The sequence below is a fragment of the Mesorhizobium sp. WSM4313 genome, assembly GCF_002294725.1.
Lineage (GTDB): Bacteria > Pseudomonadota > Alphaproteobacteria > Rhizobiales > Rhizobiaceae > Mesorhizobium.
Genome location: NZ_NSFT01000009.1, coordinates 137,292 through 161,564, shown reverse-complemented (window position 1 = coordinate 161,564; position 24,273 = coordinate 137,292). Strand labels below are relative to the sequence as shown.

Annotated in this window: 19 protein-coding genes; 10 read left to right on the top strand and 9 right to left on the bottom strand. The window is 62.1% G+C overall.

The genetic code is table 11. From position 1 onward, the window contains the following. The first annotated feature begins 26 nt into the window (after positions 1-26). Entirely contained in the window at positions 27-614 is a 588-nt protein-coding gene (locus CK219_RS20925; protein ID WP_095768636.1) for an isochorismatase family cysteine hydrolase, read from the top strand. A 135-nt stretch (positions 615-749) separates the two neighbouring features. Here CK219_RS20925 and CK219_RS20920 read toward each other — a convergent pair whose 3' ends face one another. After that, positions 750-2,837, bottom strand: a complete 2,088-nt coding sequence (locus CK219_RS20920; protein ID WP_095768635.1) for a response regulator — start codon at positions 2,835-2,837, stop codon at positions 750-752. An 11-nt stretch (positions 2,838-2,848) separates the two neighbouring features. After that, a complete protein-coding gene (locus CK219_RS20915; RefSeq protein ID WP_245340563.1) occupies positions 2,849-8,272 on the bottom strand; it encodes a HAMP domain-containing protein in 5,424 nt (1,807 codons plus the stop codon). Between the two features lie 63 nt (positions 8,273-8,335). Between CK219_RS20915 and CK219_RS32245 the strand changes: the two genes are divergently transcribed. After that, a complete protein-coding gene (locus tag CK219_RS32245; protein WP_245340562.1) occupies positions 8,336-8,515 on the top strand; it encodes a hypothetical protein in 180 nt (59 codons plus the stop codon). Positions 8,516-8,931: 416 nt separating this feature from the next. Here CK219_RS32245 and CK219_RS20910 read toward each other — a convergent pair whose 3' ends face one another. The 7 genes from CK219_RS20910 to CK219_RS20880 form a co-directional block, all read right to left on the bottom strand. Then, positions 8,932-9,714, bottom strand: a complete 783-nt coding sequence (locus CK219_RS20910) for an ABC transporter ATP-binding protein (protein WP_095768634.1) — start codon at positions 9,712-9,714, stop codon at positions 8,932-8,934. A 10-nt stretch (positions 9,715-9,724) separates the two neighbouring features. Then, the gene (locus CK219_RS20905; RefSeq protein WP_176477106.1) at positions 9,725-10,465 is read right to left on the bottom strand and encodes an ABC transporter permease; all 741 of its coding nucleotides are present in this window, start codon (positions 10,463-10,465) and stop codon (positions 9,725-9,727) included. A 151-nt stretch (positions 10,466-10,616) separates the two neighbouring features. Then, entirely contained in the window at positions 10,617-11,618 is a 1,002-nt protein-coding gene (locus CK219_RS20900) for an ABC transporter substrate-binding protein (protein WP_095768689.1), read from the bottom strand. Between the two features lie 315 nt (positions 11,619-11,933). Next, positions 11,934-12,665, bottom strand: coding sequence for a histidine utilization repressor (gene hutC, locus CK219_RS20895; protein WP_095768633.1), 732 nt, complete (start codon positions 12,663-12,665; stop codon positions 11,934-11,936). 30 nt (positions 12,666-12,695) lie between these two features. Continuing rightward, positions 12,696-13,721 (bottom strand): alcohol dehydrogenase catalytic domain-containing protein, encoded by a 1,026-nt coding sequence (locus CK219_RS20890; RefSeq protein WP_095768632.1) that lies wholly within the window; start codon positions 13,719-13,721, stop codon positions 12,696-12,698. A gap of 15 nt (positions 13,722-13,736) precedes the next feature. Further along, positions 13,737-15,059: a histidinol dehydrogenase gene (gene hisD / locus CK219_RS20885; RefSeq protein ID WP_095768631.1), complete on the bottom strand. Its 1,323-nt coding sequence runs from the start codon at positions 15,057-15,059 to the stop codon at positions 13,737-13,739. A 197-nt stretch (positions 15,060-15,256) separates the two neighbouring features. Beyond that, entirely contained in the window at positions 15,257-16,030 is a 774-nt protein-coding gene (locus CK219_RS20880) for a glucose 1-dehydrogenase (RefSeq protein ID WP_095768630.1), read from the bottom strand. A gap of 187 nt (positions 16,031-16,217) precedes the next feature. On the opposite strand from CK219_RS20880, the gene CK219_RS20875 reads away from it, so the two are divergent. The 8 genes from CK219_RS20875 (at position 16,218) to CK219_RS20845 (ending at position 24,272) form a co-directional block, all read left to right on the top strand. Then, positions 16,218-18,293 (top strand): N,N-dimethylformamidase beta subunit family domain-containing protein, encoded by a 2,076-nt coding sequence (locus CK219_RS20875; protein ID WP_095768629.1) that lies wholly within the window; start codon positions 16,218-16,220, stop codon positions 18,291-18,293. Between the two features lie 14 nt (positions 18,294-18,307). Next, positions 18,308-18,457: a hypothetical protein gene (locus CK219_RS31770; protein WP_176477099.1), complete on the top strand. Its 150-nt coding sequence runs from the start codon at positions 18,308-18,310 to the stop codon at positions 18,455-18,457. A 767-nt stretch (positions 18,458-19,224) separates the two neighbouring features. After that, a complete protein-coding gene (locus CK219_RS20870; RefSeq protein ID WP_245340561.1) occupies positions 19,225-19,458 on the top strand; it encodes an acylphosphatase in 234 nt (77 codons plus the stop codon). A 163-nt stretch (positions 19,459-19,621) separates the two neighbouring features. After that, entirely contained in the window at positions 19,622-20,272 is a 651-nt protein-coding gene (locus tag CK219_RS20865; RefSeq protein WP_095768627.1) for a Rieske 2Fe-2S domain-containing protein, read from the top strand. Further along, entirely contained in the window at positions 20,269-21,114 is an 846-nt protein-coding gene (locus tag CK219_RS20860; protein WP_095768626.1) for an aromatic ring-hydroxylating dioxygenase subunit alpha, read from the top strand. The genes CK219_RS20865 and CK219_RS20860 overlap by 4 nt, the downstream gene beginning before the upstream one ends. Then, positions 21,111-21,770 carry a glutathione S-transferase family protein gene (locus CK219_RS20855; protein WP_095768625.1) on the top strand — a complete coding sequence of 220 codons (660 nt, stop codon included), beginning with the start codon at positions 21,111-21,113 and terminating at the stop codon, positions 21,768-21,770. The genes CK219_RS20860 and CK219_RS20855 overlap by 4 nt, the downstream gene beginning before the upstream one ends. A gap of 1 nt (position 21,771) precedes the next feature. Beyond that, a complete protein-coding gene (locus CK219_RS20850; protein ID WP_095768624.1) occupies positions 21,772-23,151 on the top strand; it encodes an amidohydrolase in 1,380 nt (459 codons plus the stop codon). A 26-nt stretch (positions 23,152-23,177) separates the two neighbouring features. After that, positions 23,178-24,272, top strand: a complete 1,095-nt coding sequence (locus CK219_RS20845) for a BMP family ABC transporter substrate-binding protein (protein WP_176477105.1) — start codon at positions 23,178-23,180, stop codon at positions 24,270-24,272. The last annotated feature ends 1 nt before the right edge of the window (position 24,273 follow it).

Here is a 24,273-nt window from a genome sequence, read left to right as displayed (position 1 = left end):
TTCACGGCAGGGAAGTTTGGATCGCGATGACGCCAATCTCAACACGAGCCGTCCACATTTGCGTTGACATGCAGATGATGTTCTTGCCGCCTGGGCCATGGGCGGTTGAGTGGCTGCCCGCCATCCTGCCGAAGGTGCTTTCGCTTATCGATGGCAGACCGGAGCGAACGATTTTCACCAGGTTCATAACGGCGAGAAGACCTGGCGAAGGCCAGGGCCATTGGCGTCAATACTATGAGCGCTGGTCGCAGATGACTATCGAATGTGCCGGCCCGGGCAGCCTCGAACTGCTGCCCGAACTGCGTGATTTCGTGCCGCCGGCTCGCGTTTTCGATAAGCCCGTCTACTCTCCCTGGCTGACCGGCGAGCTCCACCGGAGCCTTCAGGCGGAAGGTGTGACCGAGCTTATCGTCAGCGGAGGCGAGGCCGACATGTGCGTGTTGGCGACGCTGCTCGGAGCGATCGACTTCGGTTACAGAACGATCCTGGTCGAGGATGCGATCTGCAGCACATCGGACGAAGCCTACGAAAATATACTCAAGCTGTTCACGACGCGATATTCGCATCATGTCGAAGTCGCCGCTGCGGAGGAGGTTCTGGATTTCTGGCGCTGACCCATCGCTCATCTCGCCCGGCACATGCCGGCCAAGGTGCCGCCGGCAACGGATGAGCAGCCGTCACTCGAATGCTCAGTCAGTGGGTGCGGTCGTCCGGCGCGAAAGACCGGTTGGCCACTGCCAAATCTTGATCTAACCGGAGCCGGCAGTCGGCCGGCCGCCGACTGGCTTCAAGGCGCTGACCCGCAAGATGCTCTCGATGAGATCTTTTTCCCGGAACGGCTTGTTGACCAATGGCACGTCCGATGGGCGGTTTGAAATTGCCTCAGCGTCGGCATAGCCGGTTATCATAACCGCTGGCCAATCGGAGCGCAGGTTGCGCGCGAAGCGAATTACCTCGACTCCGGACACGAGCGGCATTGCGAAATCGGTGACAATCACGTCGAACTCATGCGGTGTCCGTTCAATAATTGCCAGCGCCTCGGCACCCCCTGCTGCGCATGTCACTGTAAACCCGTGTTGCCGAAGCGATTCCGCGGTCAGCTGCCGCAATCCGCTGCTGTCGTCAATCAATAGAAGCGAAGGGAAAGCCTTCCCTGCAGTCTCGACCAGGACTCTCTCTCCATCCAGATCTGCCACATTGTCGGAAGGCTGCTCCGCTGAACGCGGCAGCCACAGCTCCATGGATGTTCCGCGCCCGACGAGGCTGTCTATGCGGAGCGCGCCGCCCGATTGCTTCATGAAACCGTATACCGTGCTGAGACCCAGCCCGGTGCCTTTCCCGACGGGCTTCGTCGTGAAAAACGGTTCGACGACCTTGGTCAGAATCTCCTTCGGGATGCCGGCACCGGTGTCCTTGACGGTGAGGACTACATACTCTCCGGCCGCCAGGTCTTCGGAAGGTATTTTGATGACCCGATTTTGCGCCTGCACGGCAATTGTCCCGCCGGAGGGCATCGCGTCGCGCGCGTTGAACACCAGATTCATCAACGCCAACTCCAATTGGCCGACGTCGACATGCGCGGGCCAAACGGAGTTGTCGACCTCCCACTCAAAGCGGATCAGGCCGCCGAGCACGGGAGCCACCAAGCCGTTCATCGTATCTTCCAGCGCGGCCAGCCGCACTGCCGTCGGCTTCAGATTCTGACGCCGCGAAAAGGCCAGCATGCGGTTGACAAGTTCGGCGCCTTGCTTCGCGGAGCGGCGAGTGAGTTCAACGATCTTCTTTGCTTGCTCATCAAGCGTAAGCTGCCTCTCGAGCAATCCTAGTCCGCTCAGAACCGCGGCAAGCAGATTGTTGAAATCGTGTGCCAATCCTCCGGTGAGTTTCCCGACCGCTTCGAGGCGCTGTGACTGAAGAAGTTGATTTTCGAGTTCTCGTCGCTCGGTCACGTCAAGCAGAGTGCCGAGGATTTCAGGTCGGCGTCCGTCGACACCTTTCGACAGGATCCCTTGGTCGAGAAAGATACGATATTTGCCATCGGCGCACTGCCAGCGGAACTCGCATGTGTAGGAGCCTGTCACCTTTGCCGCCAATAAAGCTTCCCGCACCCTGGGTAGATCTTCCGGATGCACCCGGCTCAGCCCAAACCGCGGCTCGGACGTCAGTCGCTCAGGCGGGAATCCCGTCAGACGTTCAACACCTTTTGAAACAAACCGGGCTGCAAAGGGCGGCTCGGCGAACCTGGCGTGAAAACAGACGGGCAAGGATCCAAGAATGGCCTCCTGCCGTTCTTCGGCGCCGCGCAGCGATCGTTCGGCCTCGAGCTTTTGCTTTTCGGCCTGCAAGGCTTTCGCCAGCAGTGCCTGTTCGGCGACCGCATTGCGCTGGATCTCGAGCGTCTTTTCGTGAAGCTCGACGAATACAGCCACTTTCGATCGCAGCATGGCGGGGTCGAAGGGCTTGAACATATAGTCCACTGCGCCGGCGTCGTAGCCACGCAGCATATGAGCATCTTCCTTATGGATAGCCGTGAGGAAGATGAGAGGGGTTCGTCTGGACTGTTCGCGCTGGCGGATCAACGCGGCTGTTTCGTAGCCGTCGAGGCCCGGCATCAAAACATCCAGCAAGATAACGGCGAAATCCTCCTTTAGGAGGCAGCGCAGAGCCTCCTCGCCGGATTGCACAGCGACGACTTCCGCGAGTGGAGTGAGAACTTCTTCGATCGCCAACAGGTTTCGTTCGTCATCATCGACCGCCAGGATGCGTGCCTTTGACTGATTGTCCGCCAACTGCACAATCTCCAGTTTCTTCGAACGTATCCGCGACAGCCTTTGCATCGGGCATCCCGTCAGCTGACTGACCTAAGCAGATTTTGGGATGTCTCGACCCGATCCCGAGAGCGACCGATCCAGACCCGCAGCAGTGCCAACAGCAGGTCGAGATCGACAGGCTTGGCAATATAGTCGGAAGCCCCGGCTTCCAGGCATTTCTGCCGGTCGCCTTTCATCGCCTTTGCTGTCACCGATATCAACGGAATATGCGCGATGGAGGGTGTGTTGCGGATACTCCTCATCGTCTCGTAGCCGTCCATCTCCGGCATCATGATGTCGATCAAGGCTGCGTCGACGTCGGCATTCTCCTCCAGCAACGCTATCCCATCGCGACCGCGCTCAGCGTGAAGGACTTCGATATCGTAGGTCTCAAGGACGCTCGTCAGCGAATAGATGTTTCGAATATCGTCATCGACGATCAGGACTTTCGCGCCCGCAAGATTCGACCTGTTGTCAGCTCGTTCGGCACCTGCCCCGCTTTCCTCGCGCAATCCTCCCGGAAGCGTCGCAGATATATGGAGAGCCAATTGAGCAAAATTCTCAGCTCGCGGGACTGAGGACAAAGCGGGATTCAACGCCAGCACCTGTTCAACTGCCTCTGAATGAGGGGCAAAAAACAGCAGCGGCGGAAGGCCGTCTGAAAACTGGTTGGTGAGTTCGTCAAGGGCCCGCGCATTATCCCTGGCAGACTTTCCAAGCCCAAGGACAACCGCATCGAATGAGGCGAGGTCGATGTCCTCCGCGGTTGCCGCGCGACTGATTGCGGTGACCGAGGTGACGCCGTCCCGGATCGTCTCGACCAGGGAAAGGCGGCGCTCGGGATCGGAGTCGGCCACGAGCACCCGGCGCTGGACGCGCAGGTTCCTCGAATGAATTTCCTGGAACACCTTCACCAGTTCCTCGGATGACACCGGTTTGGTCGAGATGCTCGATGCTCCTTTGCGAGCCAGGCTATCGATGTCTTCCGCTCCGGAAATCACATGAATGGGAATGCCGGCGGTCTTTGGATCATGGCGCAGCAGGTCGAAGAGCACCCATCCATCGATGTCCGCAAGGCCGAGGTCCAGCGTGATCGCGTCCGGCACCAGCTTGCGGGCCAGTGCCAAGGTACCGGAGCCCGCGGTCGACAGGACGCCTTTCAACCCGGCAGACCGTGCCAGGCCCAGCAGCAGACCGCCAAAGGTCGGGTCGTCCTCGACGATCAAAACGACCCTGTCTTGCGCCGATATAGCGTCGCGATCGTCCATCAATTCCGCCGACGGCAAACCGCTGGGCGCTGCTGTCGTCGCGATTGCCTCGGTGGCCGGAAGCAGTTCCGGCTGGCTGGCGGCGGCAATCCTGGGACCGTCGATCGGAATGACGAGCGTAAACGTCGATCCTTTGCCGGGAATGCTTTCGACTCTTAGCTCGCCGCCGAGCAAACGGGCGATCTCACGGCTGATCGAGAGCCCAAGACCGGTTCCTCCATATTTGCGGCTGGTCGTGCCGTCGGCCTGCTGGAACGCCTCGAAGATCAGTTTCTGTTTGTCTTCCGGGATGCCTATACCGGTGTCGGTCACCGCTATGGCAAGCGCTTTCCTGGGCAACTTGGCGCCGTTGCGGCGTCCCGTCTTTTCCATTCTGAAACTCAGGCTGACCTTGCCTTCGGAGGTGAACTTGAAGGCGTTCGACAGCAGGTTGAGCACGATCTGCTGCAACCGCTTCTCGTCCGTACGCACGGTTTCCGGAAGAGCGGGATCGACATTGATGGTAAAGCCCAGACCCTTGTCGGCTGCAAGCTGGCGGAACGTGCGCTCCATATGCTGTCGCAAATGGGCGACTGGCATATCGTTGATGTCAATCGAGACCGTGCCGGACTCGATCTTCGACAAATCGAGAATGTCGTTGATCAGGCTGAGAAGGTCCGTGCCGGCCGAATTGATGGTGCGAGCAAACTCGACCTGCTTTTCGTTGAGGTTGCCCTGCTGGTTCGTGGCAAGCAGATTTGAAAGAATGAGAAGCGAATTGAGCGGGGTTCTGAGCTCATGGCTCATGTTGGCGAGGAACTCGGATTTGTACTTGGAGGTAAGCGCCAGCTGCTCGGCTTTCTCCTCAAGCGCCCGGCGCGCCATCTCGATTTCGAGATTTTTGTTTTCGACCTGCTTTTTCTCATTCTCCAGAAGTTGAGCCTTCTCCTGGAGTTCCTCGTTCGTGGCGTGCAGTTCCTCCTGCTTTTTCGTCAGTTCGGTCTGGCGCGCCTGCAGCTCGGATGTCAGCAATTGCGATTGCTTGAGCAGGCCCTCGGTGCGCATCGTCGCCGCGATCGTGTTGAGGACGATGCCGACCGATTCCATCAGCTGATTGAGAAACGATTGGTGCGTGTCGCGGAACTCGCTGAAGGATGCGAGCTCGATGACGGCCTTGACCTCATCTTCGAACAAGGCAGGCAGAATGATGACGTTCGCCGGCGAGGCGCTGCCAAGCCCCGATGTGACGCGCAAAAAGTCCGGCGGAACATTGTCCAGCATAATGGCTCGCTTGTCGGCAGCACTTTGTCCGACGAGACCCTCACGCAGATCGAGGCGTTGCTTGATTGCCGCCTTGCTCTCGGCACCATAGGACGCCGCCAGTTCCAGATAGGACTCCTCCTCGTCCCGATTGGTCACGTAAAAGACGCCGTATTGCGCGTTCACAAGCGGAGCGAGCTCGGACATGATGAGACGCGACACCGTGGCGAGATCGCGCTCTCCCTGCAGCATGCGGGAGAAACGCGCGAGATTTGTCTTCAGCCAATCTTGCTCGGCGTTTTTCAACGTCTGATCCTTGAGATTGCGGATCATCTCGTTGATGTTGTCCTTGAGCGCGGCGACCTCTCCGGAAGCCTCGACGCTGATCGAGCGCGTCAGATCACCCTTCGTCACCGCTGTCGAGACCTCGGCGATTGCGCGGACCTGGGTGGTCAGATTGGCCGCCAACTGATTGACGTTGTCCGTAAGATCGCGCCACAGACCGGCGGCGCCAGGCACGCGTGCCTGGCCTCCAAGCTTGCCTTCGATGCCGACTTCGCGCGCGACATTGGTCACCTGGTCGGCAAAGGTGGCGAGCGTTTCGATCATCCCGTTGATGGTGTCCGCCAGGGAGGCGATTTCGCCCTTCGCGTCCACAGTCAGCTTGCGTTTGAGATTGCCTTGCGCAACCGCAGTCACGACGTCGGCGATGCCGCGCACCTGGTTGGTCAGATTGGTGGCCATCAGGTTGACGTTGTCGGTCAGATCCTTCCAGGTGCCGGCCACGCCGCGCACTTCGGCCTGACCGCCAAGCTTTCCTTCCGTGCCGACTTCACGTGCGACGCGTGTCACCTCGCCGGCGAAGGAGTTCAGCTGGTCGACCATGGTGTTGATGGTCGACTTGAGCTCGAGGATTTCGCCCTTCACGTCGACGGTGATCTTCTTCGAAAGATCGCCTCGCGCGACCGCCGTCGTCACTTCGGCGATGTTGCGAACCTGGCCGGTCAGATTCTCGGCCATGGAATTCACGTTGTCGGTCAAATCCTTCCATGTACCGGCCACGCCTCGCACCTGGGCTTGGCCGCCGAGCTTTCCTTCGGTGCCGACTTCGCGCGCCACGCGAGTCACCTCGCCGGCGAAGGAGTTCAGCTGATCGACCATGGTGTTGATGGTCGACTTGAGCTCAAGGATCTCGCCCTTGACGTCCACGGTGATCTTCTTGGAAAGGTCGCCGAGCGCCACGGCCGTGGTCACTTCCGCGATGTTGCGCACCTGGCCCGTCAGGTTGGCCGCCATCGCATTCACATTGTCGGTCAGGTCCTTCCAGGTGCCGCCCACGCCTCTGACCTGCGCTTGGCCGCCGAGCTTGCCGTCCGAACCGACCTCGCGCGCCACGCGCGTCACCTCCGAGGCAAAGGAATTCAGCTGATCAACCATCGTGTTGATCACATCCTTGATCTGCAGGATCTCTCCCAAGGCATCGACGGTGATCTTCTGCGTCAGATCGCCGGTCGCGATCGCGGTTGCGACCTTGGACACGTCGCGCAACTGCACGGTCAGATTGCCGGCCATGGCGTTGACGTTGTCGGTCAGATCTTTCCAAGTGCCGCCGACGCCTTCCACATGGGCCTGGCCGCCGAGCTTGCCTTCCGAACCGACCTCGCGCGCCACGCGCGTGACTTCGGAGGCGAAGGAGTTCAGCTGGTCGACCATCGTGTTGACGGTATCCTTGAGCTCGAGGATCTCGCCTTTGACGTCCACGGTGATCTTCTTGGAAAGGTCGCCGCGGGCGACGGCTGTCGTAACCTCGGCGATGTTTCGAACCTGGCCAGTCAGGTTGGCCGCCATCAGATTGACGTTGTCGGTCAGGTCTTTCCAGGTGCCCCCGACGCCCCTCACCTCTGCCTGCCCGCCGAGCTTGCCTTCCGTGCCCACTTCGCGCGCAACGCGCGTGACTTCGGAGGCGAAGGAGTTCAGCTGATCGACCATCGTGTTGATGGTATCCTTGAGCTCGAGTATCTCCCCCTGCACTGCCACCGTGATCTTTTTCGACAGGTCGCCCGAAGCAACCGCCGTCGTGACCTCGGCAATGTTGCGCACTTGGCCGGTGAGGTTCTCGGCCATGGAATTGACGTTGTCGGTCAGGTCTTTCCAGGTGCCGGCGACGCCGCGAACCTGGGCCTGGCCGCCGAGCTTGCCCTCGGTGCCGACCTCGCGCGCGACGCGCGTGACCTCGGATGCGAACGAGTTCAACTGATCGACCATCGTGTTGATGGTGTTCTTGAGCTCGAGGATCTCGCCCTTCACGTCGACGGTGATCTTCTTGGACAGATCGCCCAGCGCGACCGCCGTCGTCACCTCGGCGATGTTGCGGACCTGGCCGGTCAGATTCTCGGCCATGGAGTTCACATTGTCGGTGAGGTCCTTCCACGTGCCGCCGACGCCTTCGACCCGCGCCTGGCCCCCGAGCTTGCCTTCCGTGCCGACCTCGCGTGCGACGCGCGTCACCTCCGATGCGAACGAGTTCAACTGATCGACCATCGTGTTGATGGTGTTCTTGAGCTCGAGGATCTCGCCCTTCACATCGACAGTGATCTTCTTAGACAAATCGCCTGACGCCACCGCAGTGGTCACCTCGGCGATGTTGCGCACCTGGCCGGTAAGGTTGGTGGCCATGGCGTTGACGTTGTCGGTCAGGTCCTTCCACGTGCCGGCCACGCCCTTCACCCGCGCTTGTCCGCCGAGCTTTCCCTCCGTTCCAACCTCACGCGCGACACGTGTCACTTCGGAGGCAAAGGAAGCCAGTTGCCCCACCATCGTGTTGACGATCTTGCCTATGCGCAGGAACTCCCCGCGCAGCGGGCGGCCGTCGATTTCGACCATCATTGTCTGGGAAAGGTCGCCCTTGGCCACTGCCCCGATGACGCGGGCCACTTCGGCGGTCGGTTGAACCATGTCTTCGATCAGGTCGTTGACCGACCTGACGCTTGATTCCCAGCTGCCGGTAGCATTGCGGACATGACCCCGCTCGCCAATTCTGCCGTCCTTGCCGACCACTCTGCTCAGCCGCTCAAACTCCTTCGTCACCTGATCGTTGAGTTCGACGATCTGGTTGAAGGCATCGGCAATATCGGAATCGATTCCTTCGTAGATGTTGTCGATCCGGACGGAAAAGTCGCCTCGCCTGAAGGCCTTTAAGGAATTGAGAATCTGACGACGATCTAATTGCGCTCTTGATGCCTGCACGTTCACAGTGCCCCTCCCCAGTCCACCTGTTTGTGAAGAAACTGATGATCAGATGAAGTCCCGCCCTCGCGGCGAGGTATACAATTCACCGCAAGCTCCACAACGTGGTGGGCGCCAATTTGTTCCGACGCGCAGATCGAATCTTATCCGCACGCCGGAAACGCTTAAAAAAGCGCGAAGGCTCGCCCGTTATTTGGCTTGCTTTGCCTTGGAATTGCTTTCCGTATTCAGCCCAATCGGAAGCTGCGACACCGCCGCCCGCGGGCTCTTGTCAACTTTGGCGAACCGCTTCGTAAGCTATTGGCCGATAACGATTATGTTAGTCGCAGAGGGGCGATACCGCAGGCAGCCGGCAAGGCCGGCTCGCCTCATGCCATTTCGGGGCGTCTTGAAGCTTCGCGGATCGCCTTGTGAACATTGCGCTGCAGGTCCATGAACTCCGCGCTTTCCATGACCTCTTCCCGGCGCGGGCGCTCTATGTCGACGTTGAAGGTTCGCATGATGCGTCCCGGGCCGATCCCCATGACGACGATGCGGTCGGACAGATAGACGGCCTCCTCCACGTCATGGGTGACGAAGAGCACGGTCAGCCGGTGCTCCTCCCAGATCTGCGTCAGCAGCTCCTGCATCTGGTGCCTGGTCAAGGCGTCGAGCGCGCCGAAGGGCTCGTCCATGAGCAGCATCTTGGGCCGGTAGGACAGCGCCCGCGCGATGGCGACGCGCTGCTTCATGCCGCCCGACAGTTCGGACGGGTAGAGGTCGGCGCAGTGCGGCAGCTTGACGAGGTCGAGATGCTCGCGCGCGATCCTGCGGCAGGTCGAGCGATCATAGCCGGCGGCCTTGAGGGCAAATTCTATGTTCTGCTGCGCCGTCAGCCAAGGCAGCAGCGTGTAGGACTGGAAGACGACGCCGCGGTCGAGCCCGGGCTTGAGGATCGGCGAGCCGTCGATGTCGAGCTCGCCCGCGTCGAAATCCTGCAGCCCGGCAACGATCGACAGCAGCGTGCTCTTGCCGCAACCCGACGTGCCCACCAGCGAGACGAACTCGTTATCGGCAAGATCGAGATTGATGTCGCGCAGCACCTCGGTGCGCCGCTCCCCGGTGCCAAAGCTCTTGTGCAGGCCTTCGATGCGCAGTTTGGGCACACTCATCGGCCGAACCTCATTGCGCGTGGCCTTCCTGCCGGAACAGCACCTTTCCCAGCGCCTTCATCACCTGGTCGGTGATGAGACCGAGCACGCCCAAGAGCAGGATGTAGCCGATGATGGTGTTCGTCTGGAAATAACGCTGCGACACGGTGATGCGGTAGCCGAGGCCGGATGTCGCCGCGACGAGCTCAGCCAGCACGAGCCAGGTCCACGCCCAGCCCAGGCTGATGCGCAGCGTGTCCCAGATGCCGGGCAAGGCGCTGGGCACCACGATGCGCGTCAGGATCTTGCGGTCCGGCAGGCCGAGCGTCCTGCCGAGGCCGACGAAATCCGTCGGAACCCGCTTCACATTGTCCATGATCATCAGGACCTGCTGAAAGAAGGTGCCGATGAAGATGATCAGGAACTTCTGGGCGTCGCCGGTTCCCGACCAGAGGATGGAAAGCGGCACGAAGGCGACCACCGGCATATAGCGGATGAAATCCACCAGCGGCTCGACGGCGGCTTCCCAGACCCTGAAGCTGCCGATCAGCACGCCGATCGGAATCGCCAGTGCCGAGGCGATCAGGAAGCCGATGGAGATGCGGTATATCGAGGCCTTGAGGTCCAGCCACAGCGTGCCGTCGCTCCAGAGCTTGCCGAGCTGCCCCGCCACGCTTTCCGGCGAGGGCAGGAAGATGGGCTTCACCAGCTCCAGGCCCGTTGCCGCCCACCAGGCAAGGCCGAGGCCGGCAAAAACGGCCACGGCGATCATCAGGAAACGCGACCGCGTGATGGGCGCGCCGATTCCGGAGGATCGGCGGCGCGGCACCGGTCGCGCAGCCGGTCCTTGCGCGGGGCCGGGCTGGCTCGTTTTGGCGGCGCGCTGCTCGGACATCCGCGCTACCACCGCGACGCAGCCTTCGTCATTCCGCGGCCTTGACGAATGACGGGTCGATCATCTGCTCCGGTGTCACGTCGGCCTGGAGCAGCCCGGCATTCTTGGCGGCGGCTTCGACATCGGCGAATGTCTTGGTGGAGAACTCGCCGGTCAGAGCGCTCTTGTTCTCGGCGAGAGAATAATAGCGCACGCCGTCGAAGGCCGTGTTGAGGTCCTCGACACTGGAACCGACGGCCTTGGAAATGATGGCGCGGCCACCGGCGGTATCGCCGTTGTAGTCCTTCAGGGCCGCATCCCAGGTCTTGATCATGGCAAGCACCTGGCCGGGTCGCGACTTGATCACCTCGTCGCGCACCACAAGCACGTCGCTGATCAGGCCGGGATCCTCGCCGGCGGTGAAGAGCAGCTTGACGTCCTTGTTCTGCGCCCTGGCCGCGGTGAGATAAGGTTCGTAGGTGACCGCGACCGGGACCTGTCCGGCAATCAGCGCGCTGCCGGCGTCGGCCGCCGGCATCGGCACCGGCTGCACATCGGCGATGGACATGCCGTTCTTGGCAAGGGCGTATTTGAGCAGGATGTCGCTGGTCGTGCCCTCCTCGAAGGCGACCTGCTTGCCCTTGAGGTCGGCGACGGAGGAAATATCCTTGCCGGCGATCATGGCGTCGGCCGTCATGCTGACGTCGAGCAGCAGCACGATCTTCACCGGCAGGCCCGCCGCAACCATGCCCATCGCGGTATGGGTCGCGATGTTGGCGGCATCGAGCTGGCCGCTCGCGAGCGCGGCATTGATGTCCTTGTCTTCCGCGAAGTTGACGATTTGGACGTCCGACAACCCGCTTGCCTTGAACAGGCCCTTGGCCTCGGCGACGTGCCACTGGCCATAGCCGAGCCATGGCTCGATGCCGATCTTGAAGGTGCCCGCTTCAGGCGTCGCGGGAATGGCCGCGTCGGCGGCAAAGGCCGCCGGGGCGAACCCGATGACGGCAGCCGCGACGAGTGCACGAAATTGTCCTGCTAGGTTACGCATCATCTCTGTTCCCCTTTATGATCGCGCCGCTCTTTGAACTGCATATCCGGCCTGGATGAGAATGCGGGCTTATGCTCTTGCGGCACTGTGCCTCGGCGTCTTACCTGCCGCTTCAACGGAAGCGCAAGGATACTCGACGTCGGCGGCGGTGAATGTCAAGACTAAAATACATACATGCATATACAAGTTGGACGGGTTGGGTTCGCAACTTTCGGAACATCAGACCGCATTCGTTTGCCGCATGGCGTTACGGCCGATGGCATCCAGGAAGTCCGTCACGCGATTTGCGCCGGAACAGGGCTCGCCTTGCCGCGATCAGCCGCTTTTGGAAGGAGAGTACCGGCTGCCGAGCGAATAGCGGCTGCCGACATAGGTCAGCTTGCTGATCGTGGCGACGATCGCTCCCGTCCACGTCCGGCGGTGCAGAAGCAGGCAGCAGCTGCCGGCATCGATGCCTAGATGCCGCGCCGTCTCGGCGTCGGCTGGGATTGCCGAGATGATGTGCTCGACCTCGGTCACCGGTGTTTTCTGCATCAGATAGTCGTAGGTCGCGGTCTTGGAAAAATCCTGCTTGTCGTAGTCGGGTATCAGGCTCGGATTGACGAAGCGCTCTTCCAGTTGCACAGGCAGATCGTTCTCGAAATTGACGACCACGGAGTGGTAGACCGACGAACGCCTGGCGAACTCGAAGGACAGCGCAAGCTCCTTTTCCGGCATGATTTTTTCGAGAACGAGAACCTCGGAACGATGCTTGTTGCCGCGTGCCAGGATCTCGGCCGCGATATTGTTGATCTCGATCAGGGCCGATTGCGGCCGCGGCGGCGCAATGAATGTTCCCACGCCCTGCAGCCGGATCAGAAATCCCGCCGAGGTCAGTTCCCGCAAGGCACGGTGGATCGTCATCCTGGAGACGCCAAGCGCTGCCACGAATTCATTTTCGGACGGCAGCTTGCGGTCCTTGCTCCACCGGCCGGTTCCGATGTTCGTCAGGATGTAGTCCTTGACCTTCTCGTAGAGGGGGCTGGCCGTATCGGGCAGAGTGTTCATTTCAGATATCCTTTCCGGCAAGCACGGAAATCAGGAATGCTCAAGGGATTGCCGCATCCGGATGATTGTTTTCAAGCCGTCGCCCTGGCCTTCCAGCAGCCGCCGGTAGGTTGCGGGGACGTCATCCAGGCCGATCTCGCGGTCAATCAGGCTGATCAGCGGCTCGCTCAGTTCACCCAGCATCCGGATGGCATCGGGAAGCTCGTCGGCGAAGGCGTGGCAGCCCAGCAACGCGATCTCCCGCTCGACCAGCATGTTGGGGTCGATGTCGAGCCGGCCGTGGAAGATGCCGACCATCGCAATGGTGCCGCCCGGGCCGAGAACACCCAGCAACTGACTGAGCGCGGCGACGCTGCCTGTCGCCTCGACGGCCGCGAGCAAGGGGGTATTCGCAGTCGCTGAGGCGATGGCGTGCGCGTCCAGGTCGACGATCGTGGCGCCGGTCACGCGCGCGACGCGAGCGCAGCGGCCTTGGTTGCGGTCGGCGACCAGCACGGTGCCCGCGAACGTCCGCGACAGCAGCAACGCGGCAAGGCCGCCGATGGTCCCGCAGCCGAGAACAAGCACCGAGGCCGCTGCTCTCGGCAGACGTCGCACCGCGTGCAGCGCAACGGCGAGCGGCTCGGCCATTGCCGCCACCCGTGCATCAAGCGCGGCATCGACGCTATGCAACAGTCGCGCGGGGAGCACGACCTGTTCGGCAAATCCGCCGTCGCATATTTCGCCGACGAAGCCTAGCGACGTGCAGAGATGGCGCCTGCCGGCACGGCATTGCGCGCACTCTCCGCACCAGAAGCGTGAATCGGCGACCACCCGGTCGCCAATGGCGATGGTGTCGACGCCCTCTCCGACGGCGATCACCGTGCCCGTCAATTCATGGCCGGCCGTCGAAGGCGAGCGGCTTATCCATTGGCCCGTGCGGAAATTGTGCAGGTCGGAACCGCAGATGCCCGCGGCGTCCACCTTGAGCTTCACCCAGCCCGCATCGGGGACGCCGGGGGCGGCGATATCCTCAACGCGCAAGTCGCCGGGTCCGTAAAGTCGCGCGGCCTTCATCGTCTTCGCTTCCGCTCAGACCGAGAGATAGCGGCTGCGGATTTCCGACACCGCGTTTTCATGCGAGCTGAAGCCTTCGTAGCGGGCGAGCCTGCGCGCATGCCGGGCGAGTTCCGGATAAGCCGCCGACGTCACATAACCGACCGACGAGCGCTTGACGAAATCCGTGACCGACAGCGGCCCATACGTGCGCGCCCACCGGCTGGTCGGCAACACGGCATTGGGCCCGAGGACAAAGTTGGCGAGCGTCACCGGCGTATGCGGACCCATGAGGATCTCGGCCGCTTCGGTGATGTATCCGAGATGCGCGAACGGTTCCTTCGACAGAATCTCCAGATGTTCCGGGGCATAGTCGTTGATGAAGCGATAGCTTTCTTCCAGGGACGCGGTCAGCACGATGCCGCCGCGCTTTCCGGTCAGCACCGCGCGCGAGAATTCGACGCGCTGTTCGCTCATGCGGGACCAATGCTGCGGCAGCGCGGCAAGGGCGGCCTCGGCGACCTTGCGGCTGTGCGTCACCAGATAGGCCGAGGAATCCGGTCCGTGCTCGGCTTCGATCAAAAGGTCCAGCGCGGCAAGGCCGCCGTCGACGCTGTCATCGGCAAAGATGATGGCTTCGGACGGGCCGGCCGGAAGGCCGGTGTTGATGACCGAGGACAGCAGGCTCTTTGCCGCCACCACCCAGGGACTGCCCGGCCCGACGATCTTGACGGCGGGCTTCACCGTCTCGGTGCCATAGGCGACAGCAGCGACCGCCTGGGCGCCACCGCATTTGTACACGGTCTCGACGCCGGCGAGGCGTGCGGCAACCAGGGTCGCGGCATCGACGGATCCATCGGAAGTCGGCGGCGTCACGATCGCGATCTGGGGCACGCCGGCAATCACAGCCGGGACCGAGGTCATCATCGTCACCGACGGGAAGGCGCCCTTGCCGCGCGGAACGTAAAGCGCCACGGAGGCGATCGGGGTGTATCTGTCACCCGCATAGGCGCCCGGCCGGACTTCCTTCAGCCACATCGTTTCCGGACGCTGCTCCTCGTGGAAATGCCTGATGTTCTCGATACCGAACCGGATGCTCTCCACGACATCCTTTTCGACCTTGTCGAATGCCGCGTCGAACTCCGCTTCCGAGACCTTGAGCCCGCCATCGGCCACATCGGCCTTGTCGAGCTCGCGCGCGAACCGAAGCAGGGCGGCATCACCTTCGGTCCTGACCGCCTCGATGATCGGACGGGCTTTTTCGATGAAGACCGAAAGATCGGCTTCGGCGCGCCTCAGCAGGCTGGACCGCCGGTCGGCATCGAGGGCCGACAGGTCGTGGAAGCTGATATCGGACATGGCTGCTCCTTCTCCTGGAACGCAGTGGCGGTTGGCGATGGCCGGTCACACGCCTGGAAGACCTTTGAGACCGGCAATACGGGGCAAGGACCGCAGATAGAACAATTGCCAGCCTATAAAGTATATACATGTACGTATAACAGCTGCCAGCATTTTCTGCGTCCTGCCAACTCGAGCCCAGCTGATGGGAGGCCACCTCAGATCGACGCGAGAAAGCCGCCATCGACGGGGATGGACTGACCGGTTATGTAGGCCGAGGCATCGGAGGCGAGGAATACCGCAATCCCGTGCAGGTCCGACAGGTCGCCGAAGCGGTGCTGCGGGATTTTGGCGAGCATCGATTGCCGCCATGCCTCATTGCCGTAGAACACTTCCGTCATTGCCGTTCTGAAATAGCCGGGGGCGATGGCGTTGACCCTGATCCCCAGATCAGCCCACTCGGCCGCCAGAGCGCGCGTCATGCCGAGCAGGCCCGACTTCGACGAGCCATAGGGCACAGCCGTCGGAATCCCGACTTCGGAGGTGAGCGAGCAAAGATTGATGATGACGCCGGGCCGACCGGCGTCCTTCATGTGCTGCGCGGCGGCCTGGGCGCAGAAGAATGCGCCTTTGAGATTCGTGTCGACGATCCTGTCCCAAAGCGCTTCGTCGACATCGAGCGAGGGGTGGACTTCCTCCATCCCGGCATTGTTGACGAGAATATCGAGACCGCCGAGCAGGCCGGCGGCCTCGGCCGTCGCCGCCCTGCAGCGGCCGACATCGGTGACGTCCAGGGCGATGGCGTGCGCCACCCCGCCGGCGGCGCGGATGGTGGCCGTCGTCTCCCCAAGCGAGGCAAGGCTGCGTGCCGTGACGGCGACATCGGCGCCGGCCGCGCTCAGGGCCTCGGCAATGGAACGCCCGATGCCGCGGCTTGCACCGGTGACAAGTGCTTTCCGGCCCGACAGGTCGAAGAGCGGAGCGTTGCGCATGCGATCCTCCTTGGCACGGCCGGCTTAGCGATCTCGCCTTGAGCCTAACGGATCGAACTTACCTATACAAGCATATACAAATCAACTGGGTTGCGGTAGTGGTTGAGGGGCATGCGCGACAACCGGTCGATCTGGAACCGAGGCCGCGAAGTCGCGCCGTTATTCATGGATTTGAGAGGCACGATCGATGCGCCGCTTGGTTGACCATGGAGCGATGAGCGCTGCCGGTTATGCCACGCCCTGGAGCGTAAGGCCCGGCCAGCGGGTGGAACTTGGCCTCTCCTGCAGCCGGCCGGTGGAGAGCGTGCGGATATGCCGGCTGGACACGCAAGCCGCGGATTTTGTGAATTGGCCAATCGAGGCGACATCCGAGCCGGACGCGCATCGCAGCTTCGATCATGGATCGTACCTTCGCCTGCGTGCCGAGGAGCTTGCAAAAGCGCCTGCCGTCAAGGGCATCCGCTTTGAGCTGTTTCTCACCCGCAATACGGGGCCGCGCACGATCTTGGAAGTGGGGTCCTTTCTGCTGAGCCTTCGCGATGGGGCGATCGCCTTGGAGATGCGGAATGATAGTCTGTTGTCTGCGTCGGTTCCGCAAGGGGTTTGGCTGACCGTCGAGCTCGGCCTGCATGAGGACGAGCCGTTCTTCAAGCTGAAATCTCACGACCTCCTCGCCCCTTACGAATTCAAGCGGCGCCTGCACGACGCCGAATGGCATCCACAAGGGCGCGACATCCTCTTCGGCGCGAGCGGCTCTCGAAGCGAGCTCACTCTCAATGCGAGATTTGCGGCTATTCGGCTGGAGACTTCTCAGGGGCCAATCGCCTGGGAATTCCCGACTCTGCTGCCGACTGGACCGATCCCGTCTTCCGGCGGACCGGTTCCGCTGGCGCTCGATGTGATCAATCAGCCTACATTCTGTGTGACATCGGCGCGCTGGGACGGATCAAGCTTCGACCCCCGGCTCGTGCCTTCGCACTACGATGCCGTCCATTGCCATGACGATGACATGGGACCGCTCGATTGGCCCGCTTCCCACCGCGCCGCGGTGCCCGAGAATGCGAAGCCGGGCGTATACGCTTTCCAGGTGGAATGGGACGGCGGCTACGAGCGCATCGTGTTCTTCGTCACCTCCGCGCGTGCCTCCTCACCACTGCTTTATCTGCTGCCGACCGCGACCTATCTCGCTTACGCGGACGAGTATCTTCCCGACCATCTCTATGAATGGAAGTGCGACGATCGCGGACACCGCTTTGCCATCGCAAACAGCCTCAAGTCGCTCTACGACTATCACTCCGATCTCAGCGGCGTGTCGATCTGCTCCTATCGCAAACCCAAGGTGACATTGCGGGACGACTACAATTACCCGCTATGCGGCTGCCCCCACAACTTGCCGGTCGATCTGCATTTCCTCAGATTCTGCAACGAGAACGGCATAGCGCTCGACATCGTCACCGATCATGATCTGCATCAGCAGGGGCTCGAGGCTCTCAGCGGGCATCGGGCCGTCGTGACCGGAAGCCATCCGGAATACATGTCGACCGAGATGGAAGGGGCACTGCGGCAATTCGCGGCCGAGGGCGGCAGCATCGCCTATCTCGGCGGAAACGGCTTTGCCGGAACGGTCGCCTTCAAGGACGACCTGATGGAATTGCGCCGCTCGCCCCTGGAACCTGGCCGCACTTGGGATGGTCCGGTCAGCGAACAATATCTGTCGATAACCAACGAGCCTGGCGGCCACCTTCGCTCCCGGGGCCGCGGCGAGTTTTCACTGGTCGGCGGCGCGATTTCGCTGATGGGTTTCGACGGCGCGCGCCCGTTCACGCGAACGCCCGAAAGCCACGCGCCGGAATGCGCATGGCTGTTTGAAGGCATCGAGGACGAAACCTTCGGTTCGGAAGGCATCGTATTAGGTGCCGCCGCGGGTTACGAGGTGGATGCGACGAACCCGGCCCTGGGCACGTCGGCCGACACCGTCGTGATCGCCCGCGCGACGGACTTTCCGGCCGGCTTCTTCCAGGATCCCTCGCGCTGGTACGCGGGCGGGGACGAAGAGCGCGTCGGGCGTCGCTGCGCCGAAATGACGTTACGAAATCTTGCTGCGGGCGGCCTGATCTTTTCGGCAAGTTCGGTCGCCTGGTGCGGCGCGCTGCCTGCCGGCAAAGCAATGAACGACGTGGGAAGGATCACCCTGAACCTGCTCAACCGTCTCTCAGCACTGCAAAGCAGGAGACCAACTCCGACGCCCGGCGATCAAGCCTGATGAGGAGCACTGAAATGCTGAAGAGATTGGGACTGGCGGTCTTCATGGTCGCGGCAACCATGAACTCCGCCTGCGCGGATACCATGGCGCGCCCGAAAAATGTGGAAGGCCATGCGGGCTTGAGCATTCATTGCTGCCCTGTAAACGCGGCCACGCGGACGTGATCGCAGCTACGCTCGATCCGATCGAGTCGGAAAGGCTCAAACGATCGCGAGGCCGGTAGTATCAGAGACAGCCAGTTCGTTAACGCGGCGGAACTGGCAATTGGCCAGATCGCCACCGACTTGCGCCCGTCACGGGCGCCCGACCATATCCTGCCGGCGCGAGAAAGCGCCCCTTGGCAGCGGCGTGCTGGAGATCGCGGGAGTCATTCTGGTCGGCCCTGAGCGTGAATTTGCTCTTTACCGACCCCAGAGATTTCGCCATGTCCCTCTGCCATTCCTCTGTCGCATGGCTACGACGCGGCGGCAGGCCTCCACGCCGCGGCGCCGCTCGAAAAAGGTTTGAGCCGCCATATTCCGTTTAGCTTCCGGTCTTGATCTGGGTCCAGAGGCGGTTGAGCACGCGCTGCTCCTTGGACCCGTAGGGAGAAATCGTGAAAAGCTTCTTGAGTGTTTCGCGACCGTCGGCGCCCTCCATCCGCCAGGATAGGTCGCGCTGGGAAGCCAGCGGCCTATACGATCCCTCAATCCCGTAGCGGGTCGTCGAAGGCATATCAACCAGGTCGTGAGCGCGACTAGTTGGAACGAAACCTGTCTGCCGATCTTGGGGATCAACTCGCATATAGCGGTCTTCGCCTTCAGGTCTGGCCTGACGACGCTCTCAAAAGCAGATGCTTCAGCGATTGAGCACGATGTAGATAGATAGAATATCAGCTTCATTGCCGAGGTTTTCTATGAACGAGCAAAATCGATGTTCCTGGCGGGAGCGTATGACGATCCTCGGCGATGTCGAGGTGGCATCCTTTCTTCCGTGGATCGAGCGTCATGCCGCCAAGCTCGGGCTCGCGCATGCAATATGCGTTGCCGGTCCCGACCGCATTGAACTCGACATTGCCGGTCCGGTCGAACTCATCGACATGATGGAGATGGGGTGCTCTCTTGGACCAATCGATGTCTGGGTCGAGACCATCCGCCGGGCGCCGATCGAGAGCGAATCGGGCTAAGTTTCTGGGCCTGCGGCCCTCTGCCTGCGGAGGTGTGATGCACTTTTTTTAGGCATTATTGCCAGTGAGGAAATGTTGTGCAAACGTAACCCGGCGTATTAGCATATCCTTGACCGCGAAGCTTCGCTCGGGAAGATGCTGGTGCCGTTTTGAAAGTTGATGCATGCCGTCTTATCCCACCGGCTCATGGATGCCTGTTGCCCTCTCCGCGGACTTGCCGGCGGGAACCGTTATGCCGGCGCAATCCCCGGCCGGACCGGTTGCCCTTTGGCGAACCCGCTCCGGCCGTGCGGCGGCCTTCGCCGACAGATGCCCTCATCGCGGCATGCGACTTTCCCACGGCTTCGTACGCGGTGAGACCCTGGCCTGCATCTATCACGGCTGGAGCTACGCCAAGGCGGGAAACTGCCAGCGCATTCCAGCCCATCCGGCATTGACGCCGCCGGACACGATTCGTGTCGCAACGCAGCACGTCGAGGATGGCGGCGGCATCATATGGATTTCGGTTGGCGAACCCGCCGCCGGGCCGCCGCGGTTCGAGGGCCTTGCGCCGCTCCGCTCCATGGTGGTGGAAGCGGGCATCGTGGCGCTGGAGGCGGCCGCGGGCACGACGGCCGCTGGAGACCTGCTCGACTACACCTATGATGACCGGACCGTTTGGCTGCTGCTTGCTCCCGATGGACAGGCGCGCACGCTGATGCATGTTTTGGTGGACGATGACAGCAATCCGGACGAGCGTATCGCCGCGTCGAGAGCCGCCGAGGCGCTGCGGCGGGCGGCCGAGGATATTGCACGCGCCGGGATCGCCCGATGACCCGCAACACGATGATCGACGGATGGTACCCTGTCGGCCTTGCTAGCCAGCTCGATGCGCATGGGCGCGTGACGGCCCTGATGGGCGAGCCGATCGCGGTGAGGCGCGGCGAAGACGGAAACGCGAAGGTCACGGGCGGCAACGGACGTGACCTGCCGGCCTGCATCCGCTATGGCCATGTCTGGTCATCGCTCGGTGATCCACAAAAGCCGCTGTTTGCGATCCCCGAGGCCGATCAGCCGGGCCGCCGGCTCGTCGATGTCGGGGTGGTGCGCGTGCGCTGCTCGCCATTGCGTGCGGTGGAGAACTTCCTGGACATCGCGCATTTTCCTTTCGTGCACACCGACATACTGGGGGCCGAGCCGCATACGGAGGTGCAGAACTACAAGGTCGAGATCCGAGAGGACGAAGACGAGGTTTGGGCCACTCAGGTGAAGTTCTACCAGCCGCAGGCCGCCAAGTCGGCGGAAGGTGGCATCACCACGGAATACATGTACCGCGTGCCCGCGCCGACCTGCTCGGTGCTCTACAAGACCTGCCCGCCTCGCCCGGCGGAATGGGACGTCATCACACTTTTCGTGCAGCCACTTGCCGAAGACCTATGCGACGTCTGGCCATGGATGGCGCTGTTCGATGACGAAACACCGATGGCCGACCTGATCCATTTCCAGCAGACGATCTTCGTTCAGGACCGATCGATCCTCGAAAACCAAATTCCGACGCTGCTCCCGCTCGATCCCGGCATGGAGATTCCCACGCGCGCCGACCTTACCTCGGTTGCCTACCGGCGCTGGCTGAAACGCCACGGCTACACCTACGGCGCGCAACTGGTGGCGCAATGAAGCTCTATGACTACGTGCTGTCGCCGAGCTGCTACAAGGTGCGCCTCATGGCTGCTCTGATCGGGGTGACGCTCGACATCCGTCCTGTCGACTTCCATCCCGGTCGCGAGCATCGCGGTCCTGAGCTCATGGCGCTCAATCCGGCCGGTTCGATCCCGATCCTGGAGGATGGCGACCTCGTGCTGACCGAATCCTCGGCCATGCTGGTCTATCTCGCCGCGAAGACGGCACCCCAATGGCTGGGCAATGATACGGTCGGGCGGGCGGCGCGCGTCCAGCAATGGCTGTCCTTCTCGCACCGGCTGACCGCGAGCCTTGGGGCGGCGCGCTTGCACGAGATGCTGCTGCGTCCGGGCAATATAGCCGACCTTCGGGAGCAGGGAATAGCGGCCCTGCGGGAGCTGGAAGCCGGCCTCGTCGAACAGCATATCCGCGGCCAGCGCTTCCTCGCGTCGGATCGACCGACGATCGCCGACATTGCCTGCTTTCCCTATGTTGCGCTGGCGCCCGATGGCGGCGTTTCGCTCGACCCCTCTCCCGCGATCCGGCTCTGGTCACGGGCGGTCCGCAGTCTCGAGGGCTTCATCGAGATGCCGGGCATCCACCGGCTGCACGAACTGACGCCGGCGCCCGTCCTCGAAGTCGGCGAGGCCTGACGTGGCGGGCTATTTGCTGAAGAGCTGCGCTGCGGTCATCGTGGACGAGGGCAACGGTCCGGACATCCGACGCAATGTCGATGTCTTGACCGACGGCCCGGCAATACGGGCCATCGGCGCAGGCCTGGACAAGGCAGAGCTGCCCGTTGGAACAATCACGCAGGACGCCGCTGGCTGGTTCGTCTATCCCGGCCTCGTCAACACCCACCACCACTTCTTTCAATGCTTCGTGCGCAACCGCGCCGATCTGGACTGGACGAAGCTGTCGGTCATCGAATGGCTCGGCCGCATCTATCCCATTTTCTCGCGGCTGACTGAGGAATGCTTCTACCACGCATCGGTCACGGCGATGGCCGAGCTGATAAAGCACGGCTGCACGACGGCATTCGACCATCAGTATTGCTTTCCGCGGCAGGCGGGCAAGCGGCTGATCGACCGGCAGTTCCAAGCAGCCGAACTGCTCGGCATGCGCTTCCATGCAGGACGTGGCGGCAACACGCTGCCCAAATCGGAAGGCTCGACCATCCCCGACGCCATGCTGGAAACGACCGACGAATTCATCGCCGACTGTGCCCGGCTGATCGACGCCTACCATGAGGCCGGTCCCTTCGGCATGCGGCAGGTCGTCGTCGCGCCTTGCCAGCCAGTCAACTGCTATCGCGACACCTTCGTGGAATCGGTGGCGCTGGCGCGCGACCGTGGGGTGCGCATGCATACCCATGTCGGCGAGGGCGAAAGCCCGGTAATCGAGGCCCGTCACGGCATGCGCACGGTGGACTATTGCGCGGACATCGGCTTCTGCGGGCCGGATACCTTCTATGCCCATTGCTGGGAACTGACCCACGACGAGCTGCGCAAGATGGCCGCGAGCGGCACCGGCGTCGCCCACTGCCCGGAACCGGTCTATCTCGTCGGCGCCGAAATCACCGACATTCCGGCGATGTCGGCCTTCGGACTCAGTGTGGGTCTGGGCTGCGACGGCGCCGCCTCAAACGACAATTCCAACCTGATGCACTGCATCCATTCCGCCTACATGCTGCAGTGCCTGTCGGCGTCGACGCGCGACCATCCGGTGCCGCCGCCGGCCGATTTTCTCGGTTATGCGACGACCGGAGGCGCGGCATTGCTCGGACGCGGCGACATCGGCAGGCTGGCGCCCCGCATGGCCGCCGACCTTTTCGCCATCGACACGCGGCGCATGGACTATGTCGGCACACGGCACGATCCGCTGAGCCTGCTGGCCAAGGTGGGCATCGGCGCGCCGACGGACATGACCATGATCAACGGCCGCATCGTCTGGGCCAAAGGCGAATTCCCGGGGCTCGACGAGGCCAGGCTGTTCGCGCAAGCCGAGGCGGCGCTTGCGACGGTGGAATTTTAGAAACCAAAACAAGGGGAACCGACATGCTGACAAATCTTACCCGCAGAACATTGATGAAAGGCGCGGCCGCCTCTGGGCTCGTCGTGGCGGTGGGCGGCCGCGCGCTTGCCGCCGACGAACCTCTGGGCATCGTGCTCGTGGTCCCGTCGCCGGTCGGCGATGTCGGCTGGGGCCGTGCGCTCGCCGACGGGCTTGAGCCTGTGAAGGCAGCCTACGGCGACAAGGTGAAGGTGACCATCATCGAGAACATACAGGAAGGACCCGATGCCGACCGGATCATGAACAAGGCGGTCGCCGACGGGAACAAGTTCCTGGTCGCCGGCTCCTTCGGCTATCAGAACGGCGCCCTGCAGATCGCGCGCCGCAATCCCGATGTAACCGTGCTGCACGCTTCCGGTTTCCAGGTGGCGCCGAACTTCTCGCCCTTCGCGGCCCAATATTCCCAGGGTACCTACCTTATGGGCATGGCGGCAGCCGCGCTTTCGAAGACTGGCAAGCTCGGCTCGGTCTCTGCCTTCGCCATTCCCGAGCTGATCACCTCCATCAACGCTTTCACGCTGGGAGCGCAGGCGGTAAAGCCCGATGTAGAGGTTTCGGTCGTATGGGTGAACTCCTGGTTCGATCCGGCCAAGGAGCAGGAGGCCGCCAAGGCGCTGCTGGCGCAGAAATGCGACGTGATCTTCTCCAACGCGCAGGACACACCCTCCGTCGTCTCGGCATGCGAAGAGGCCGGCGTCCCCGCCTTCAACCTCAACTCGTCGATGAAAAAATACGCGCCCAAAAACTATCTCGGCTGCGTGGCGACCGACTGGTCACCCTTCTTCAAGGCCTCGGTCGACGCCCACATCGCCGGCACCTTCAAGGGCGCAAACGCTTTCCTGGGTGTGGGCGACAAGGTGGTCGAGGTCGTTGACTGGAACCCGGGAATCCCGGCCGACATGATGGCCAGGATCAAGGACGTTGAAGCCAAGATCGCCGACGGCAGCTTCTCGCCCTTTACCGGTCCGATCGTCAAGGCCGACGGCAGCGAGGGCGTGCCCGCCGGCAAGACGATGACCGGGGCCGAGATCGTCGCCATGGACTGGCACGTCAAGGGTGTCACCACGCCGTTGCCCAAGTGAC

Excerpts from the sequence above, each read along its gene's own strand:
- CK219_RS20860 (WP_095768626.1), top strand. The coding sequence starts at position 20,269 with ATGACCCGCAACACGATGATCGACGGATGGTACCCTGTCGGCCTTGCT.
- CK219_RS20890 (WP_095768632.1), bottom strand. The coding sequence starts at position 13,721 with ATGAAGGCCGCGCGACTTTACGGACCCGGCGACTTGCGCGTTGAGGAT.
- hutC (WP_095768633.1), bottom strand. The coding sequence starts at position 12,665 with ATGAACACTCTGCCCGATACGGCCAGCCCCCTCTACGAGAAGGTCAAG.
- CK219_RS20870 (WP_245340561.1), top strand. The coding sequence starts at position 19,225 with ATGACGATCCTCGGCGATGTCGAGGTGGCATCCTTTCTTCCGTGGATC.
- CK219_RS20880 (WP_095768630.1), bottom strand. The coding sequence starts at position 16,030 with ATGCGCAACGCTCCGCTCTTCGACCTGTCGGGCCGGAAAGCACTTGTC.
- CK219_RS20910 (WP_095768634.1), bottom strand. The coding sequence starts at position 9,714 with ATGAGTGTGCCCAAACTGCGCATCGAAGGCCTGCACAAGAGCTTTGGC.
- hisD (WP_095768631.1), bottom strand. The coding sequence starts at position 15,059 with ATGTCCGATATCAGCTTCCACGACCTGTCGGCCCTCGATGCCGACCGG.
- CK219_RS20855 (WP_095768625.1), top strand. The coding sequence starts at position 21,111 with ATGAAGCTCTATGACTACGTGCTGTCGCCGAGCTGCTACAAGGTGCGC.
- CK219_RS20900 (WP_095768689.1), bottom strand. The coding sequence starts at position 11,618 with ATGCGTAACCTAGCAGGACAATTTCGTGCACTCGTCGCGGCTGCCGTC.
- CK219_RS20905 (WP_176477106.1), bottom strand. The coding sequence starts at position 10,465 with ATGATCGCCGTGGCCGTTTTTGCCGGCCTCGGCCTTGCCTGGTGGGCG.
- CK219_RS20865 (WP_095768627.1), top strand. The coding sequence starts at position 19,622 with ATGCCGTCTTATCCCACCGGCTCATGGATGCCTGTTGCCCTCTCCGCG.
- CK219_RS20925 (WP_095768636.1), top strand. The coding sequence starts at position 27 with ATGACGCCAATCTCAACACGAGCCGTCCACATTTGCGTTGACATGCAG.
- CK219_RS20915 (WP_245340563.1), bottom strand. The coding sequence starts at position 8,272 with ATGGTTCAACCGACCGCCGAAGTGGCCCGCGTCATCGGGGCAGTGGCC.
- CK219_RS20920 (WP_095768635.1), bottom strand. The coding sequence starts at position 2,837 with ATGCAAAGGCTGTCGCGGATACGTTCGAAGAAACTGGAGATTGTGCAG.
- CK219_RS31770 (WP_176477099.1), top strand. The coding sequence starts at position 18,308 with ATGCTGAAGAGATTGGGACTGGCGGTCTTCATGGTCGCGGCAACCATG.
- CK219_RS20875 (WP_095768629.1), top strand. The coding sequence starts at position 16,218 with ATGCGCCGCTTGGTTGACCATGGAGCGATGAGCGCTGCCGGTTATGCC.
- CK219_RS32245 (WP_245340562.1), top strand. The coding sequence starts at position 8,336 with ATGACCCCGCTCGCCAATTCTGCCGTCCTTGCCGACCACTCTGCTCAG.